Below are 16,300 nucleotides of genomic sequence, written 5' to 3'. Positions count from 1 at the left end.
CCGAACGAGTCGACCAACGGGCCCGTGCCCGGATCAGCGCGGACTCCACGGGCGGGGTGCCGCGGCCTGCGGGTGATGATCTTTCGGGTGAGGTGGGCCGGTGTGGGGTTGTGGGGTGCCCGCGCGGGGTAGTGGGTGACCGATGGCGCGGATGGGCGTCGTGGACGGGAGTGCGTACGTGCGGACGTCGATCGCTGTGTTCACCCGGGACCTGCGGGTGCACGACAACCCCGTGCTGCACGCGGCGGCCGCGGCCGACCGGTGTGTCCCGCTGTTCGTGGTGGACGAGACCATCACCGGTTCGTCGTACATGAGCGCCAACAGGGCGTCCTTCCTCGCCGACAGCCTGGCGGACCTGGACGCGGGCCTGCGCGCTCGGGGTGGCGCGCTGGTGGTCCGGCGCGGCTCGACCGTCGCCGAAGTCGTGCGGGTCGCCCGGGACCACGACGTCGACGAGGTGCACATCGCCTCGGACGTGAGCCGGTTCGCCCAGCGCCGGGAGCGCGAACTCACGCGGGCGTTGCGGTCGTGCGGTGTCGAGCTGCACGTGCACGACTCCTCCGTCACCGCTGTGCCGCCGCTGTCGATCAGCCCGGTCGGGGGCAACGACCACTTCAGCGTGTTCACCCCCTACTTCCGCAGGTGGCAGACGCAGGTCCTGCGCAGGCCCCTGCGGGCGCCCGGCACCATCACCGTTCCGCGGCTGGACGTGGGCGGGATTCCCACCGCGGACCTGCTGCACCGCGGTTCACCGTCGCCCGAGCTGTGCACCGGCGGCGAGAAGCAGGCACGCAAGCTGCTGACCCGGTGGGTCCGCGACGCGGTGGACGACTACGCCGACCGGCACGACGCGCTCGCCGACGACGGCACCTCCCGGCTCTCGGCGCACCTGCACTTCGGCACGCTGTCGGTGACCGAGCTGCTGCACCGGGTCGGCAACCGGTCCGAGGGTGCCCGCGCGTTCACCCGGCAACTGGCCTGGCGCGACTTCCACCACCAGGTCCTCGCCGCGCGCCCGGACACCGCCCACGACGACTTCCGGCCCCGCGGTGACCGCTGGCGCCGATCCGAGGAGGACCTCGACGCCTGGCGCGCAGGGCGGACCGGGTACCCGATCGTGGACGCGGGGATGCGCCAGCTCGCCCGCGAGGGCTGGATGCACAACCGCGCCCGGCTCATCACCGCCAACTTCCTCACCAAGGTCCTCTACCTCGACTGGCGACTCGGCGCGCAGCACTTCACCGACCTGCTCGTGGACTGCGACATCGCGAACAACCAGATGAACTGGCAGTGGGCGGCGGGCACCGGGACCGACACCCGGCCCAACCGCGTCCTCAACCCGCTCGCCCAGGCCCGCCGCTTCGACCCCGACGGGCGCTACGTCCGCAGGTACGTCCCCGAACTCCGGCACGTCACCGGCCGCCGGGTCCACCAACCGTGGACGCTGCCGCAGGACGAGCGGAGCAGGGTCGACTACCCGGAACCCATCGTCGACCTCCAGGACGGCGCCCGACGTTTCCTGGTGGCGCGCACGCGCTGAAGGCGACGAGACTGTTCTGCTCCGCCCCGACGGGGCTACCGTGGGTGTCACGTCGCCTGCCGAGCAACCGTTGTCCAGGACCGGGGAACCCTCAGAGCGGAGCTGATGCACCATGGAACGACGCATGTCGGTCGCGACGCACTGGGGCAGCTTCGTCGCCGTGGTCGATTCCGGCCGGTTGGTGCGGATCGAGCCGACGCACGATGACCCCGCGCCCTCGCCCATCGGTCCCGGAATGGTGACAGCCGCCGACGACAGCGCCCGCGTGTTGCGCCCCGCGGTGCGCAGGGGCTGGCTGAACGGCGAGCCCCGCGACGGCGGCGCGGCCAGGGGCTCGGACGCCTTCGTGGAGGTGAGCTGGGACCAGGCGATCACGCTGGTGAGCGATGAACTGCGCCGAGTCCGTTCGCAGCACGGGGACAGCGCGGTGTTCGGCGGGTCCTACGGTTGGGCGAGTGCGGGCAGGTTCCACAACGCGCAGGGGCAGCTCCAGCGGTTCCTGGCACTGGGCGGGGGGTACACCGACTCCCGCAACACCTACAGCACCGCGGCCCTGGAGGTCATCCTCCCCCACGTGATCGGCGGTCACCCGTGGAGCTACCAGAGCCGGATGCCGATGTGGGACGACATCGCCGAGAACTGCGAGTTCGTGGTGGCGTTCGGCGGACTGGCCCTCAAGAACAGCCAGATCAACCCCGGTGGGCTGGCCAAGCACCAGACCCGGGACCTGCAACGCCGGTGCCGCGCGGCCGGGGTGGAGTTCGTGAACGTCAGCCCCATCCGCAGCGACGTCGCCGACTTCCTCGACGCCGAGTGGCTGCCCGTCGTGCCCAACACCGACACCGCCGCGATGCTCGGCATCGCCCACACGATGCTGGTCAACGGGTGGCACGACGAGGACTTCCTCCGCCGGTGCTGCGTCGGGTTCGACCGCTTCGCCGCCTACCTGGTCGGCGAGCTCGACGGCGTCCGGAAGGACGCCGCCTGGGCGGCGGGGATCACGGGCATCAGCCGCGAGGCGATCACCGACCTCGCCCGCCGCCTCACCAGCAGGCGTTCCCTCATCATGGTCAACTACGCGGTGCAGCGGGCGGACCACGGCGAACAACCGATCTGGATGTCCGTCGTGCTGGCCGCCATGGCGGGCTCGATGGGTCGGCCGGGGTGCGGCTGGGGCGCGGGCTACGCGACGATGGACGCCACGGGCGTCGCCGAGGGCCGCGCCTTCGTGGCGACCGTACCGGCGGTTCCCAACCCGGTCCCGGACTTCATCCCGGTCGCGAGGATCGCCGACACCCTGCTGCACCCCGGCGAGGTCATCGACTACGACGGCGAGCGCCTCACGCTGCCCGAGCTGCGCCTGGTCTACTGGTGCGGGGGGAACCCGTTCCACCACCACCAGGACCTCCACCGCCTGACCCGCGCCTGGCAGGCCCCGGACACGGTCGTGGTCCACGAAGCCTGGTGGAACACGACGGCCAAGTTCGCGGACATCGTCCTCCCCGTCGCCACCAGCCTGGAGCGCGACGACTTCGCCGCCGGGTTCTCCGACCCCCACCTCGTCGCGATGCCGAAGGTCCGCGAGCCCGCGGGCGAGTCGCGCACCGATCACCAGATCTTCGCCGCCCTGGCCTCCCGGCTCGGGTTCGAGCGGGAGTTCACGCAGTCGCGCTCCGAGCCCGACTGGGTCCGCCACCTCTACGAGCAGACGAGGGCCGCGCTCGGCGACGACGCCGCCCTGCCGGGCTTCGACGACTTCTGGCGGAACACCACCGCGGAACTGCCCGCGTTGACCGGACCGTTCCCCGGCAGTTTCGAAGCCCTCCGCTCGGATCCGCAGCGCTTCCCCCTGTCGACGCCGTCGGGCCGGATCGAGATCTTCTCGGCGGAGATCGACTCGTTCGGCTACGACGACTGCGCCGGGCACCCGAAGTGGTTCGAGCCCGCGGAGTGGCTCCGCGCCGACCTGTCGGACCGGTTCCCGCTGCACCTGATCTCGAACCAGCCCGCCTCGCGCCTGCACAGCCAGTACGACAACGGCGGCCACAGCCTCAGCTCGAAGATCCGCGGTCGTGAGCCCGTGGCGATCCACCCGTCGGTCGCCGCGGCGCGCGGCATCGAGAGCGGCATGGTCGTGCGCGTCCACAACGACCGGGGCAGTTGCCTCGCGGGCGCGGTCCTGTCGGACGACGTCATGCCGGGGGTCGTGCAACTGTCCACGGGGGCGTGGTGGGACCCGGTCCAACCGGGCCGGAGCGGAACGCTGGACCGCCACGGCAATCCGAACGCCCTCACGGCGGACCGACCGTGCTCGCGCCTGTCCCAGGGACCGAGTGCCCTCAGTGCCCTTGTCGAGGTCGAGCCGTACGACGGCCCCCTCCCCGACGTGCTCGCCTTCGCACCACCGAACCTCGTGCCGCCCGGTTGACCGTCCACGGGGACGGCGGCAGCGTCACTCGGATGGATGATCTGTTCTCCCCCGGTGGTCGGATTGCTTGAACACGCCGTGTTCGCGTAACTACGATCCGCCGTCATGACTGGAGTTCGTGATCTCAAGTACCGCCAGTGGTTCAACGGCGCGGATGTCGACGGCGACGGGGTGATCACCCGTCAGGACGTCCGGTTGATGGGCGAGCGCTACGTCGCGGCCCGCGGTGCCGCGCCGGAGTCCACGGTCGCCCGCAGGCTGACCGACGGGCTGGACGCGTTCTGGGCCAACGTGATCGCGCCGATGGACCAGGACGGTGACGGGGAGGTCGACCTGCGGGAGATGACCGAGGGCTTCCGGCGAGCGCTGACCGACCCCGCCCTGTACCCGCAGCAGGTCGGGCCGGTGGCCGACTGCTACTTCGACCTGATCGACCTCGACGGCGACGACCGGGTCGACCAGGCGGAGTTCGGGGAGATCTTCGGCCTGGCGGGCAACGTGTCCGCAGAGGACTGCGCCGCGGTCTTCTCCGCGTTGGACCTGGACGGTTCGGGCGGGCTGGATCGCGCGGAGTTCCACCAGGCACTCGCGGAGTTCTTCTACGGCGACGACCCGGACGCCCCCGCCACGCACCTGTTCGGCAAGATCGCGGCCTGACCGGCCGCACCGGCCCCCGGTGTTCCGGGGCGGGAGGAGCCGCTCACCGGCGGAGGCCGCGCGGCGGCTCTTCACGTCGTGCGCGCGGCCCGTGGGGTGGGGTTCAGGGTCTGGACGACGGCGGGGCTCAGGACCTGCTCGATGCCCAGGACCGCGGCACCGGCCAGGCCCGCGTACTCCCCCAGGACGCTGCCGGTGAGCACGAGGTTGCGGGTGGCCAGCGGCAGCGCGCGCTGGTAGACGACACTGCGCACGCCCGCGAGGAGTTCATCGCTGGCCGCTGTGACCGATCCGCCGATCGTCACGCGGGCGGGGTTGGCGAAGTGCACCAGCGTGGCCACGACCTCGCCGACGAGACCGGCGGCTTCGCGGACCAGCGCCAGCGCCTCGGGGTCGCCGTGGGCGATGAGCGCGCGCAGGTCGGTGACGTCGACGCCGCGGCGCCGGGCGATGGCGTGGGCGGAGGCGACGGCCTCGATGCAGCCGACGTTGCCGCACACGCAGACGACGTCGGGGGCGCCGCGGACGCGGATGTGCCCGATGTCGCCCGCCGCGCCGTCGGCGCCGTGGTGCAGTGCGCCGTCCTGGGTGATCAGCCCGCCGCCGATGCCGGTGCCGACCTTGACGAACAGCAGCGGCGACTGGTCGGGGGGCAGGGCGCGGGCTTCGCCGAGGGCGCGCAGATTGACGTCGTTCTCCAGGACGACCGGGCAGCCGTAGCGGCGGCGCAGCCGTTCGACGACCGGGTAGGCGTGCCAGCCGGGCATGATCGGTGGTCGGACCGGCTGCCCGAGCTGCCCGTCGACCGGGCCGGGGAGGCCGATCACGACCGCGCGCACGGCGCCGCCGGGCCGCAGCGCGTCCAACGCGGTCTCGATGAGGTCGAGGACGGTCTCCGGTCCGTCCCGCACGTCGACGAGGACGTGCGTGTGGCCGAGCACCCGCTGGCTGAGGTCGACGACGGCGAGGTGCGCCCCGTGGGCGCCGACGTCGGCGAGCAGCACCACCCCGCTGTCGGGGGACAGCGCGAGCCGGTCGGCCGGTCGGCCGCGGCCCGCGGTGGGGCGGGTGCCGTTGAGCCGGAGCACGCCGCGGGCCAGCAGCTCGTCGACGATGCCGCTGACCGTGGTGCGGGCCAGCCCGGCGGCCGGTCCGAGTTCGGCCTTGCTCACGGCCGTGCCGGACGCGACGAGCCTGGCCACAGCACTCAGGGTGGTGGCCGCGTCGGCGCGACCGGACAGCGGCGGTGCGGCGAGGCGCAGCGGCGGGAGCGGGAGCGGCATCACGAACCAATATCAACGGATTATTGACGGAAAAAGACATTATTGCGACGTTGTACGGCGCTGGTCAATCCTCCTACCGTCCTGGCCATGACGTCACTGCTGACGGTGCGGGGGATCGTGAAGACCTTCCCCGGCGTGCGGGCCCTCGACGGCGTGGACCTCGACGTCGCAGCGGGTGAGGTGCACTGCCTGCTGGGGCAGAACGGTGCGGGCAAGTCGACGCTGATCAAGGTCCTGGCGGGCGCGCACCAGCCGGACGCCGGTGAGCTGACCTGGCAGGGGCGGTCGGTGACCTTCCCGGGCCCGCACGCCGCCGACGCGGCGGGCATCGCCACCATCCACCAGGAACTCGACCTGGTGCCCGGGCTCTCGGTGGCCGAGAACGTCGTGCTCGGCCACGAGCCGTCGCGGCTGGGCTTCACCCGCTTCCGCGACGCGGAGGCGCTGACCCGCGGCCTGCTGCTGCGGCTGGGTCACCCGGAAATCCCGCCGCGCCGCGAGGTGGGGCGGCTCTCCGCGGCGGGGCAGCAGGTCGTGAGCATGGCGCGGGCGCTGGCCCGCGACGCCCGGCTGATCGTCATGGACGAGCCCACGGCGGTGCTCGACCCCAACGAGGTGCGGAACCTGTTCCGCGTGGTCCGCGAGCTCACGGCCGATGGTGTCGCGGTGGTCTACATCTCCCACCGGCTCGACGAGATCCGGGCCATCGGAGACCGGGTCACGGTGCTGAAGGACGGTGCCACGGTGGCCCGCGACCTGCCCGCCCGCACCACGCCCACCGCCGAGGTGATCCGGCTGATGACCGGCCGCCAGGTGGAGCACGCGATCCCCCCGGCAGGCGCACCACCCGGTGACGAGGTGGTGCTGGAGGTCGAGGACCTGGCGGGCACGGGCTTCGGCGGCGTGTCGTTCACCGTCCGCGCGGGCGAGGTCGTGGGGCTCGCCGGGCTCGTGGGCTCGGGCCGCTCGGAAATCGTCGAGACGGTCTACGGCGCCCGCCGCGCCACGGCGGGGACCGTCCGGGTGCGAGGCCGCGCGCTGCGCACCGGATCGGTGTCGGCCGCCGTCGGCGCGGGGATGGGGCTGTGCCCGGAGGAGCGCAAGAGCCAGGGGCTGCTGCTGCACGAGTCGGTGGCGCGCAACGTGTCGCTGCCCGCGCTGGGCCGGTTCGCCCGAGCCGGGTTCCTCGGCCCCGACGCGGAATCCGACGCCGTGCGGGCGGTGCTGGCGCGGCTCGACGTGCGCCCGGCCGACCCGTCGCGCCCGGTCCGGACGCTGTCGGGTGGCAACCAGCAGAAGGTCGTGCTGGCGCGCTGGCTGCTGCACGGCGGCCGGGTGCTGCTGCTCGACGAACCCACTCGCGGGGTCGACGTCGGCGCCCGCGGCGAGATCTACGCGCTGGTCCGGCAGCTCGCGGAGCAGGGCGTGGCGGTGGTCGTGGTGTCCAGCGAGATACCCGAGGTGCTGGGGCTGGCCGACACGGTGCTCGTCGTGCGGGAAGGCCGGGTGGTGCGCACCGCACCGGCCGCGGAACTGGACGAGGGCCGGGTCCTGGACCTGGTGATGGGAGCGGCACATGTCTGAGCAGACCACCGCGGAGGAGCCTGCCGCGGGGATGTCGGGTACGAACGCCGCCGGACCACCGGCGGGCGGGGCACCGCGGGCCGGGCAGGACGCGGGTCCGTCGCCGTGGGGCAGGCTGTTCCTCGGCGGGGTGGGCCACAACCTCGGGCTCGTCGCGGTGCTGGCGCTGCTCGCCGTGGTCGGGGTGGCGACCGCCGACACGTTCGCGACCACGGCGAACCTGCTGACCATCCTCACCTCGGCGTCGATCATCGGGGTGATCACCGTCGGGGCCACGTTCGTGATCATCGGCGGGGGGATCGACCTGTCGGTCGGCAAGCTGATGGCGTTGTCCTCGGTCTGGGCGACGACGGTGGCGACGCAGTCGTTCGGGCCGTGGGTGATGGTCTTCTGCGCGTTGGCCGTGGGCGCGGCCGGTGGGCTGGTCAACGGCCTGCTGATCGCCTACGGGCGGATCGTGCCGTTCATCGTCACGCTCGCCATGCTCATCTCGGCGCAGGGGCTGGCCGAGCGGATCTCCGGGCGGCGCAGCCAGATCGTCACCGACCCGGTGATCGCCGCGATCGCCACCACGCGGTTGCTCGGGGTCCCGCTGCTGGTCTACCTGTTCGCCGCCGTCGTCGCGGTCGGGTGGGTGGTGCTCAACCGGACGACGTTCGGCCGTCGGACCTTCGCCATCGGCGGCAACCCGGAGGCGTCCCGGCTGGCCGGTCTCGACGTGCGCAGGCACACCGCGGCGCTCTACGTGGTCTCCGGGCTCTGCTGCGGCGTCGCCGCCATCATGATCGCCTCGCTCACCACCACCGGGTCGAGCACCCACGGCACGCTCTACGAGCTCGACGCCATCGCCGCGGTGATCATCGGCGGCACGCTGCTGTCCGGTGGCCGCGGCACGCTGATCGGCTCGATCCTCGGCGTGCTGGTCTTCACGACCATCACGAACCTGTTCGTGCTCAACAACCTCGACACCGACGTCCAGAACATCGCCAAGGGCGCGATCATCGTCGCCGCCGTGCTCGTCCAGGCCCGCGCGCGCCGCACAACCCCCTGACCCCTCCCCTGCACAGGAGCGCAACCATGTCCGACCACTCCCGCCGCGGGTTCCTCTCCGGCGCCCTCGGCATCGGCGCCGTCGCGGCGCTGACCGCCTGCACCAGCAACGCCGCCCCCGTCCCGGGCGGCGGGGCGACCGCCGCCGGGGGCGACAACGCCGAGCCGGGCAAGCCCGTCACCATCGGCTTCTCCTGCCCCGCGGCCGACCACGGGTGGATTGCCGCCATCGCCGCCAACGCCAGGAACCAGGCGGGGCTCTACTCCGACGTCACGTTCGAGGCGGTGAACCCCACCACCGACATCGCCCAGCAGATCGCGGCCGTCGACACGCTGATCACCAAGAAGGTCTCCGCGCTGGTGATCCTGCCGAACGACGGCAGCCAGCTCACCGCCCTGGGCCGCAAGGCGATGGACGCGGGCATCCCGGTGATCAACCTCGACCGCGTGTTCGACTCCCCGCTGGCCTACCGCACGTGGATCGGCGGTGACAACTACGGCATGGGCGTCGCCGCGGGCACCCACATCGGCGAGCAGCTCAAGGCCAAGGGCGTCGGCAACCCGGTGATCGGCGAGATCGCGGGCATCGACAACCTGCCGCTCACCCGGGCCAGGAGCAAGGGCTTCGCCGACGCGCTGTCGTCCTACGGCTACTCCGTCGGCCCGCGCCAGGCCGCGGACTTCACCGCGCAGGGCGGGCAGCGCGTCGCGGCCAACCTGTTGCAGGCCGCACCGCGGCTCGACGCGCTGTGGAACCACGACGACGACCAGGGCATCGGTGTCCTCGCCGCGATCCAGCAGGCGGGGCGCGGCGAGTTCCTGATGGTCGGCGGCGCAGGCTCGGCCAACGCCATGCGCGCGATCAAGGCCGACAACACCGTCCTGAAGGCGACCGTGACCTACAGCCCGTCGATGGCGTCGTCGGCCGTCGCGCTGGCGCGGCTCGTCGCGCAGAACCGGGGCATGGGCGACCTCGTCGAGAAGGAGGTCCCGACGTCGCTGACGCTGGCCTCCGCCACGATCACGAAGGACAACGTGGACACCTACCTGCCGCTCGGGTTCGAGTCGTGACCGCGGGCACCACCGCGCACCGCCTCGGGGTCGGCATGGTCGGGCACGCCTTCATGGGCGCGGTCCACTCGCAGGCGTGGCGCACCGCCGCCCACTTCTTCGACCTCGCGCTCACCCCCGAACTGGCCGTCCTCTGCGGCCGCGACGCCACCCGCACCCGCGCCGCGGCCGACCGGCTGGGCTGGCGCGACACCGAGACCGACTGGAAGGCGCTGCTGCGCCGCGACGACGTGGCGCTCGTCGACATCTGCACCCCCGGCGACACCCACGCCGAGATCGCCGTCGCCGCCCTCGACGCGGGCAAGCACGTGCTGTGCGAGAAGCCGCTGGCCAACACCGTGGACGAGGCCAGGGCCATGGCCGCCGCCGCCGAGCGGGCCCGCGAGCGGGGCGTGCACAGCATGGTCGGCTTCAACTACCGGCGGGTCCCCGCCGTGGCGCTGGCCCGGCGGCTGGTCGCCGACGGGCGGCTGGGCGAGATCCGGCACGTGCGCGGCACCTACCTGCAGGACTGGGTCGTCGACCCGGAGTTCCCGCTGGTGTGGCGGCTGCGGGCGGACCGGGCCGGGTCGGGCGCGTTGGGTGACATCGGGGCGCACGCGGTCGACCTGGCGCAGTTCGTGGTCGGCGACCGGCTCACCGGCGTGACCGCGCTGATGGAGACGTTCGTGCGCGAGCGGCCCCTGCCGGTGGCGGCGGGTGCCTCGGGCAGCGCGGGCCGCGGGCAGGTCACCGTGGACGACGCCGCGCTGTTCCTGGGGCGGTTCGCGGGCGGCGGGCTGGCCAGCTTCGAGGCCACGAGGTTCGCCACGGGGCGCAAGAACTCGTTGCGGCTGGAGGTGAACGGCAGCCTCGGTTCCCTGGCGTTCGACTTCGAGGCGATGAACGAGCTGTCGTTCTTCGACGGCACCGACGAGCCGGTCGCCGCGGGCTTCCGGCGCATCCTGGTCACCGAGCCCGAGCACCCCTACGCGGGGGCGTGGTGGCCGCCGGGGCACGGCCTGGGCTACGAGCACACGTTCACCCACGAGGTCGCCGACCTCGTGCGCGACCTCGCCGCCGGGGTCGACCCGACGCCGTCGTTCGCCGACGGGCTGCAGGTGCAACTCGTCCTCGACGCGGTGGCGCGGTCGTCGACCCGGGGCAGTGGCTGGGAGGAGATCGGATGAGGCCGGTCACGTTGTTCACCGGGCAGTGGGCCGACCTGCCGTTCGAGGAGGTGGCGCGCCTCGCCGGGCAGTGGGGCTACGACGGGCTGGAGATCGCCTGCTGGGGTGATCACTTCGACCCGTGGGCGGCGGTGGAGGACCCGTCCTACGTGGCCGGGCGACGCGCGATCCTGGAGGAGCACGGGCTGCGGGTGTTCGCGATCTCCAACCACCTCACCGGCCAGGCGGTGTGCGACGACCCCATCGACGAGCGGCACCGGGCGATCCTGCCCGCGCGGGTGTGGGGCGACGGCAAACCGGAGGGCGTGCGGCAGCGGGCGGCGGAGGCCATGGCGGTGACGGCCCGGGCGGCGGCGGCGCTGGGCGTGGACACGGTGGTGGGGTTCACCGGGTCGAGCATCTGGAAGACCGTGGCCATGTTCCCACCCGTGCCGCAGGCGATGGTGGACGCCGGGTACCGGGACTTCGCCGACCGCTGGAACCCGATCCTCGACGTGTTCGACGAGGTGGGGGTGCGGTTCGCGCACGAGGTGCACCCGTCGGAGATCGCCTACGACTACTGGACCACCGTCGCCGCGCTGGAGGCGGTCGGGCACCGGCCCGCGTTCGGGCTCAACTGGGACCCCAGCCACTTCGTGTGGCAGGACCTCGACCCCGTGGGCTTCCTGTGGGACTTCCGCGACCGGATCTACCACGTCGACTGCAAGGACGCCAAGCGCCAGGTCGGCAACGGCCGCAACGGCCGCATGGGTTCGCACCTGGCGTGGGCCGACCCCCGACGCGGCTGGGACTTCGTCTCCACCGGTCACGGCGACGTGCCGTGGGAGGCGTGCTTCCGCATGCTCAACGCCATCGGCTACGACGGCCCGCTCTCGGTGGAGTGGGAGGACGCGGGCATGGACCGCCTCGTCGGGGCGCCGGAGGCGTTGGAATTCATCCGCCGCCTGGCCTTCGACCCGCCCGCCGCGGCTTTCGACGCGGCGTTCAGCTCGAACCGGTAGGCACGGGCGGGGCGCGGCAGTCGCCCAACCGGCTCACCCGGGTCTCGCGGTCGGTGACCAGCCGGGTGCCGCCCCGCGTTCCCCTGCCGCGCCCCCGCCGTTGACGGGGCGACTCACCGGCCCACCCCGCTGGGACGACCCACGGGGTTCAGCCCACCGGCGGGGGCCGTCACTCGTCGTCGCCCCGCCACACGATCTGACCCCCTGCCGCATCCGAGCGCAGCGAGGCCGCGATCTCCCGGGCGGCTTCGGCCAGCGCCGGGAACGCCGCCACCACGTCACCCGGCCGCGTGCCCACCTGTTCGGCTGCCCACGCGCTCGCGCACCCGGGACCGCAGAAGTCCCCCGAAGGGCTCCCACCGAGCGGGCCGCCGCACTGCTGGCACCCGGTGACCGCGTCGATCGCGGAGACGATGTCAGCCACGGCGGGGTCCCCCGTCGCCGATCCACCGCAGCGGCTGCGGACGGGGCCACCCCCGGCCGCAGCGGGCACGGCGCCCGCCGCAGTCCATTCTCGTCACTTCGACCCCGTTCCACAGACGGCTGATTGACTACTCCGTCCCATTATGAGCGCTCGGAGTGGGGGCGGCCGGTCACCACACACGGCGTCCGCCGGATGAGTCGCCAGGGGTGCTTCACCCGTCCGCCACGCCGCGTGTCGACCGGGCGTGACGGCGATTCGGGTGCGCCCACGGGCCCCGGAGTGGAAGCAGGCATCAAAACCACTCGCGGGCACCCGCATACGGGCAACCCGACCTCGGTCCCTTGCCCGAACGGTTGAGAACACCCGATCAGAATGACCGATTCGGTCAAAGCCTCCGTCTTCGCGGCTTCGGTGAAACCGGATTTCGCCCACGCTGCCGACCGGCATTGGTGGCAGCGGTCCCGAATCCGGCGGAACGGTGGTGGTACACCGCGTTCGGGCGGATGGTGATCCACCACGGTCACACCGAACCACTCGACGGCCCCGCCCCGCACCCGCACGACCCGCACTCCTACCTGCGGAAATAACTCCGGCCCCCGACCAAACCCCCCGCGACAACGTGCGACAAATGGTGGGGCCATGTCACAGCATTGGTCGCAACAATGTTCGGGAGACTGTGATGAAAATCGCTTTTCGGCAGCCTGGTGAACTAAGAGTCGCCGTCGAGCCGTGACACGAATGGAGGATTGACCATGTGAACAAAAGTGAACCCGCACGCCCAAAAGGGAGATGGCCAAGAGACACAGCACCGGGTGGTTGACACTTCCACCACTACTGGGTACTTGTGATGGAGTGAATCACCGGGTGGGGTTTGCCGACAGCAATTGGGACATCCGTGACCATGGGTCCGAACCGCGGTTGTCGGCTGTGACCGAGGCGCACGACGAGGTGTGCGGCACATTTTGACCATTTATTTCACAAGTTCATTCCACCGCAGTGGTCACCGTCGAGCGCGCCGTCCACACCGCAAGGGGAGCGTCATGTTCGAAGCCGATCTACTACCGTCTGAGCACCCGCCCGCAGACAGCCGCAGCACCGGGGCGCAGCGGCCCTCCCGGTGCACAGCGCTCTACAACTCCCTGGTCGAGCGCTCCGGGGTCGGCATCGCCGCCCTGGACGCGCACTGCCGGGTGCAGAGCGCCAACCGGGCCCTGCTCACCCTGCTCGACCGCGGCACCGCCGAGGTCCAGGACGTCGAGTTCACCGACCTGTTACAGCTCGACAGCGGGTCGCGGCTGCAGTTCAACTTCAACCAGCTCCGGATGGGCCGCACCGGGCGGTTCACCGAGTGCGTCAAGGTCAAGCGGCCGGACGGCACCGTCCAGGGCGACCTGACCGCGATCCGGTTGCGCGCCCCCGCGCGCACCGCCGACCCGCTGATCGTGCTCCTGCAGGCCGACCCCGCCACCGCCGACGACGCCGGGGGGGACACCAGACCCAGGCTGCTCAGCGAGGTCGACGCCAAGATCCTCGAGGGGGTCGCCGCGGGCGCCTCCACCATCCAGCTCGCCACCCAGCTATTCCTGTCGAGCAAGGGCATCGAGTACCACGTCAGCACCATGCTGCGCCGCCTGAAGGTGCCCAACAGGCCCGCCCTGGTCTCGCGGGCCTACACGATGGGGATCATCAGCAGCGGTTCCTGGCCGCCCAGGGTGCAGCGCGAATACGTCTACTGATCCCCCGGTCACACGAGAACTGCCCACGCGGAACACCCCGCGTGGGCAGTTCTCGTGTGATCGGGGCAGTCAGTCCTCGATGCGCTCCGGCAGCACGGTGGGCGGCCACTGCCCGCTGGTGAGGATGCCCATGGAGTGCGCCTTGGACACCAGTTCCGTGCGGTTGATGGCCTTGAGCATCCGCAGCAGCGCCGTGATGCGGTACTCCACCCCGCCCCGGCTCATGTGCAGGACGGTGGCCAGCTTCGCCGTGGAGACACCCGCGGCCACACCCTCGAGGATGCGGGCGTCCAGCGCCGTGAGGCGGATCTTGCCCTGCACGATGGACTGCTCCCTGCCAACCCGCGAGGTGCGGCTGACCAGCACGAGGATGGTGTCGACCGAACCGTCCGGCCCGGTCGTGGAAACGGCGGTCATGTCGCCGAACATGAGTGCGCCGTCCTGTCGGACGATGATGACCTTCCCGCTGATCCGGTCGCGTTCACCGGTGGTCAGCATTTTCAGCTCACCAGCCACCCGCCTGCGGACCGTGGGGTGCAGCAAGGTCAGGAATGAACGGCCGTAACCGTCCTGCGGGCGCACGTCGAACCGGGCCAGGAAATCTGTGTTGGCTTCGCGCAGGAATAATCGGGAATCGAGATTCGCCATGTACATGCCGGAGTGCTCAAACAATGACCTGAAGACGTCGCCGCCCGCTAGCTCGGTCACGGTACCGCTGCTCCTGTCCAATGCATCACAACGTCGCCGACCAGTGCCGGCAACAGGAAACAATGCGAATCAACGAAAGAACCGAATCCGTACACCCCCGCGTGGACGCACCCCAAGCTAACGCACGCGGTGGGCCACTGTCAAATAAAGACGACGTGTGGTTGGACGTTCACATCACGCCGATCCGCGACAAAACCGCCGAGTGGGCGAAAACAGGCGAGTGGTCCGGCGCAACGGTCCGGCAAGCATTGTTCCGACTGGAAAAACCCTAGAGGTCCTGGGCGCTGACCGCACCGGGTGACCCGGTGCGGTCAGCGCCCAGGGGGCAGATCACCAATTGCCCGCCAGCAGCAGGTCGCCGTACTGGACTTCCCGCGACACCTGGCGCAGGTCGGACTCGACCATCATCCGCATGAGCTCCTCGAAGGTGACCGTCGGCTCCCAGTCCAGCGCGGCCCTGGCCATGCTGGAGTCGGCGCACAGCGTCTCCACCTCGGCCGGGCGGACGAGAGCCGGGTCGATGTAGACGTAGTCCTGCCAGTTCAGGTCGACCGCGTCGAAGGCGATCCGCACCGCGTCGCGCACCGAGTGCATGACGCCGGTGCCGATCACGTAGTCGGCGGGCTCGTCCTGCTGCAGCATCAGGTGCATCGCCTTGACGTAGTCGCCCGCGAAGCCCCAGTCCCGCACCGCGTCCAGGTTGCCCAGGGCGAGCTTGTCCTGGAGGCCGAGCTTGATCTGCGCGACCGCCAGCGAGATCTTCCTGGTGACGAACTCCGCGCCGCGGCGCGGGGACTCGTGGTTGAACAGGATCCCGGAGACGCCGTACAGGTCGAACGACTCGCGGTAGTTGCGCGTGATGAAGTGGCCGTACGCCTTGGCCACCCCGTACGGGCTGCGCGGGTGGAACCGCGTGGTCTCGCTCTGCGGGGTCTCGGCGACCTTGCCGAACATCTCCGAGGACGAAGCCTGGTAGAAGCGCATCCGACCGGACCCGTCGGCGCGGGACTGGCTCAGCCCGCTCACCATCCGGATGGCCTCCAGCATGCGCAGCACACCTGCGCCGTTGATCTCGGTCACCAACTCGGCCTGCTGCCAGGACATCGGCACGAACGAGATGGCACCGAGGTTGTACACCTCGTCTGGCTGGACCACGTCCAGCGCCGAGACGAGGCTGGTCTGGTCCATGAGATCACCGTCCACAAAGGAAAGATCGGACATCAGGCGGCTGATCCGCGACTTGCGCGGATTGGCCTGGCCCCGGATCAGGCCCCATACCTGGTAGCCCTGCGCCAGCAGGTGCTCCGCGAGGTACGAACCGTCCTGACCGGTGATCCCGGTGATCAGAGCGCGCTTGGACATGATTCTCCCCTTCCACCGCAACCGGAAGAAGACGACCACTACGGTCGGATCGGCTTGGTCCAGGGTCAGTCTTCGAAACCGACACTCGCAGTCGACCGCCTGTGGTGTCAACGAAAACGGGCCATCCTAGTGGATCACCGGGAGTTGGCGGGAAGCGTTGTCGACACTGGGGATTCTCCAGTGCGGGATGGGGTGTACTCGCCCCGTACGACTACCCGGCGAGCAGATTTCCCGCTGTGGAAGGGAACCGGGTTCCAGCGGCGGTGACGCCGGTCCCACCGCGCCCC

The 16,300-nt window shown here is 71.1% G+C and carries 13 protein-coding genes; 9 read left to right on the top strand and 4 right to left on the bottom strand.

Annotation, left to right across the window (positions count from 1 at the left end):
• The first annotated feature begins 142 nt into the window (after nucleotides 1–142).
• The 3 genes from L6E12_RS22360 to L6E12_RS22350 all read left to right on the top strand — a co-directional run bounded on the left by L6E12_RS22360 (nucleotide 143) and on the right by L6E12_RS22350 (nucleotide 4,625).
• Nucleotides 143–1,540 carry a deoxyribodipyrimidine photo-lyase gene (locus tag L6E12_RS22360; protein ID WP_236229882.1) on the top strand — a complete coding sequence of 466 codons (1,398 nt, stop codon included), beginning with the start codon at nucleotides 143–145 and terminating at the stop codon, nucleotides 1,538–1,540.
• Between the two features lie 124 nt (nucleotides 1,541–1,664).
• A complete protein-coding gene (locus L6E12_RS22355; protein WP_236229881.1) occupies nucleotides 1,665–3,968 on the top strand; it encodes a molybdopterin-dependent oxidoreductase in 2,304 nt (767 codons plus the stop codon).
• A gap of 105 nt (nucleotides 3,969–4,073) precedes the next feature.
• Entirely contained in the window at nucleotides 4,074–4,625 is a 552-nt protein-coding gene (locus L6E12_RS22350; RefSeq protein ID WP_236229880.1) for an EF-hand domain-containing protein, read from the top strand.
• A gap of 71 nt (nucleotides 4,626–4,696) precedes the next feature.
• Here the strand turns inward: L6E12_RS22350 and L6E12_RS22345 are convergent, their stop codons facing one another.
• Complete coding sequence (locus tag L6E12_RS22345) at nucleotides 4,697–5,908, bottom strand: ROK family protein (RefSeq protein ID WP_236229879.1); 1,212 nt, start codon at nucleotides 5,906–5,908, stop codon at nucleotides 4,697–4,699.
• 87 nt (nucleotides 5,909–5,995) lie between these two features.
• Here L6E12_RS22345 and L6E12_RS22340 point away from each other — a divergent pair, with 87 nt between their 5' ends.
• From L6E12_RS22340 to L6E12_RS22320, 5 genes are read left to right on the top strand one after another with little or no spacing between them, the layout of a single operon-like run.
• Nucleotides 5,996–7,492, top strand: coding sequence for a sugar ABC transporter ATP-binding protein (locus L6E12_RS22340; RefSeq protein ID WP_236229878.1), 1,497 nt, complete (start codon nucleotides 5,996–5,998; stop codon nucleotides 7,490–7,492).
• Between the two features lie 31 nt (nucleotides 7,493–7,523).
• Nucleotides 7,524–8,543, top strand: a complete 1,020-nt coding sequence (locus tag L6E12_RS22335) for an ABC transporter permease (protein WP_374201930.1) — start codon at nucleotides 7,524–7,526, stop codon at nucleotides 8,541–8,543.
• A 26-nt stretch (nucleotides 8,544–8,569) separates the two neighbouring features.
• Nucleotides 8,570–9,613 carry a substrate-binding domain-containing protein gene (locus tag L6E12_RS22330; RefSeq protein ID WP_236229876.1) on the top strand — a complete coding sequence of 348 codons (1,044 nt, stop codon included), beginning with the start codon at nucleotides 8,570–8,572 and terminating at the stop codon, nucleotides 9,611–9,613.
• A 35-nt stretch (nucleotides 9,614–9,648) separates the two neighbouring features.
• Nucleotides 9,649–10,782, top strand: a complete 1,134-nt coding sequence (locus L6E12_RS22325) for a Gfo/Idh/MocA family protein (protein WP_236229931.1) — start codon at nucleotides 9,649–9,651, stop codon at nucleotides 10,780–10,782.
• Nucleotides 10,779–11,783, top strand: a complete 1,005-nt coding sequence (locus L6E12_RS22320; RefSeq protein ID WP_236229875.1) for a sugar phosphate isomerase/epimerase — start codon at nucleotides 10,779–10,781, stop codon at nucleotides 11,781–11,783. Before L6E12_RS22325 ends, L6E12_RS22320 begins: the two co-directional genes overlap by 4 nt.
• A gap of 169 nt (nucleotides 11,784–11,952) precedes the next feature.
• Here L6E12_RS22320 and L6E12_RS22315 read toward each other — a convergent pair whose 3' ends face one another.
• Nucleotides 11,953–12,207, bottom strand: a complete 255-nt coding sequence (locus L6E12_RS22315; protein WP_236229874.1) for a hypothetical protein — start codon at nucleotides 12,205–12,207, stop codon at nucleotides 11,953–11,955.
• Between the two features lie 1,040 nt (nucleotides 12,208–13,247).
• Here L6E12_RS22315 and L6E12_RS22310 point away from each other — a divergent pair.
• On the top strand, nucleotides 13,248–13,943 hold the full coding sequence (locus tag L6E12_RS22310) for a LuxR C-terminal-related transcriptional regulator (protein ID WP_236229873.1): 696 nt from the start codon (nucleotides 13,248–13,250) through the stop codon (nucleotides 13,941–13,943).
• Between the two features lie 69 nt (nucleotides 13,944–14,012).
• Here L6E12_RS22310 and L6E12_RS22305 read toward each other — a convergent pair whose 3' ends face one another.
• Nucleotides 14,013–14,651: a helix-turn-helix transcriptional regulator gene (locus L6E12_RS22305; RefSeq protein WP_374201928.1), complete on the bottom strand. Its 639-nt coding sequence runs from the start codon at nucleotides 14,649–14,651 to the stop codon at nucleotides 14,013–14,015.
• A 330-nt stretch (nucleotides 14,652–14,981) separates the two neighbouring features.
• Nucleotides 14,982–16,013 (bottom strand): GDP-mannose 4,6-dehydratase, encoded by a 1,032-nt coding sequence (locus L6E12_RS22300; protein WP_236229871.1) that lies wholly within the window; start codon nucleotides 16,011–16,013, stop codon nucleotides 14,982–14,984.
• Nucleotides 16,014–16,300 lie beyond the last annotated feature (287 nt).

The organism is Actinokineospora sp. PR83, assembly GCF_021056305.1.
Classification (GTDB): Bacteria; Actinomycetota; Actinomycetes; order Mycobacteriales; family Pseudonocardiaceae; genus Actinokineospora; species Actinokineospora spheciospongiae.
Note: the sequence above shows the minus strand (reverse complement) of the source record. Positions and strands in the feature narration are given on the sequence as shown.

Excerpts from the sequence above, each read along its gene's own strand:
- L6E12_RS22360 (WP_236229882.1), top strand. The coding sequence starts at position 143 with ATGGCGCGGATGGGCGTCGTGGACGGGAGTGCGTACGTGCGGACGTCG.
- L6E12_RS22355 (WP_236229881.1), top strand. The coding sequence starts at position 1,665 with ATGTCGGTCGCGACGCACTGGGGCAGCTTCGTCGCCGTGGTCGATTCC.
- L6E12_RS22350 (WP_236229880.1), top strand. The coding sequence starts at position 4,074 with ATGACTGGAGTTCGTGATCTCAAGTACCGCCAGTGGTTCAACGGCGCG.
- L6E12_RS22345 (WP_236229879.1), bottom strand. The coding sequence starts at position 5,908 with ATGCCGCTCCCGCTCCCGCCGCTGCGCCTCGCCGCACCGCCGCTGTCC.
- L6E12_RS22340 (WP_236229878.1), top strand. The coding sequence starts at position 5,996 with ATGACGTCACTGCTGACGGTGCGGGGGATCGTGAAGACCTTCCCCGGC.
- L6E12_RS22335 (WP_374201930.1), top strand. The coding sequence starts at position 7,524 with ATGTCGGGTACGAACGCCGCCGGACCACCGGCGGGCGGGGCACCGCGG.
- L6E12_RS22330 (WP_236229876.1), top strand. The coding sequence starts at position 8,570 with ATGTCCGACCACTCCCGCCGCGGGTTCCTCTCCGGCGCCCTCGGCATC.
- L6E12_RS22325 (WP_236229931.1), top strand. The coding sequence starts at position 9,649 with ATGGTCGGGCACGCCTTCATGGGCGCGGTCCACTCGCAGGCGTGGCGC.
- L6E12_RS22320 (WP_236229875.1), top strand. The coding sequence starts at position 10,779 with ATGAGGCCGGTCACGTTGTTCACCGGGCAGTGGGCCGACCTGCCGTTC.
- L6E12_RS22310 (WP_236229873.1), top strand. The coding sequence starts at position 13,248 with ATGTTCGAAGCCGATCTACTACCGTCTGAGCACCCGCCCGCAGACAGC.
- L6E12_RS22300 (WP_236229871.1), bottom strand. The coding sequence starts at position 16,013 with ATGTCCAAGCGCGCTCTGATCACCGGGATCACCGGTCAGGACGGTTCG.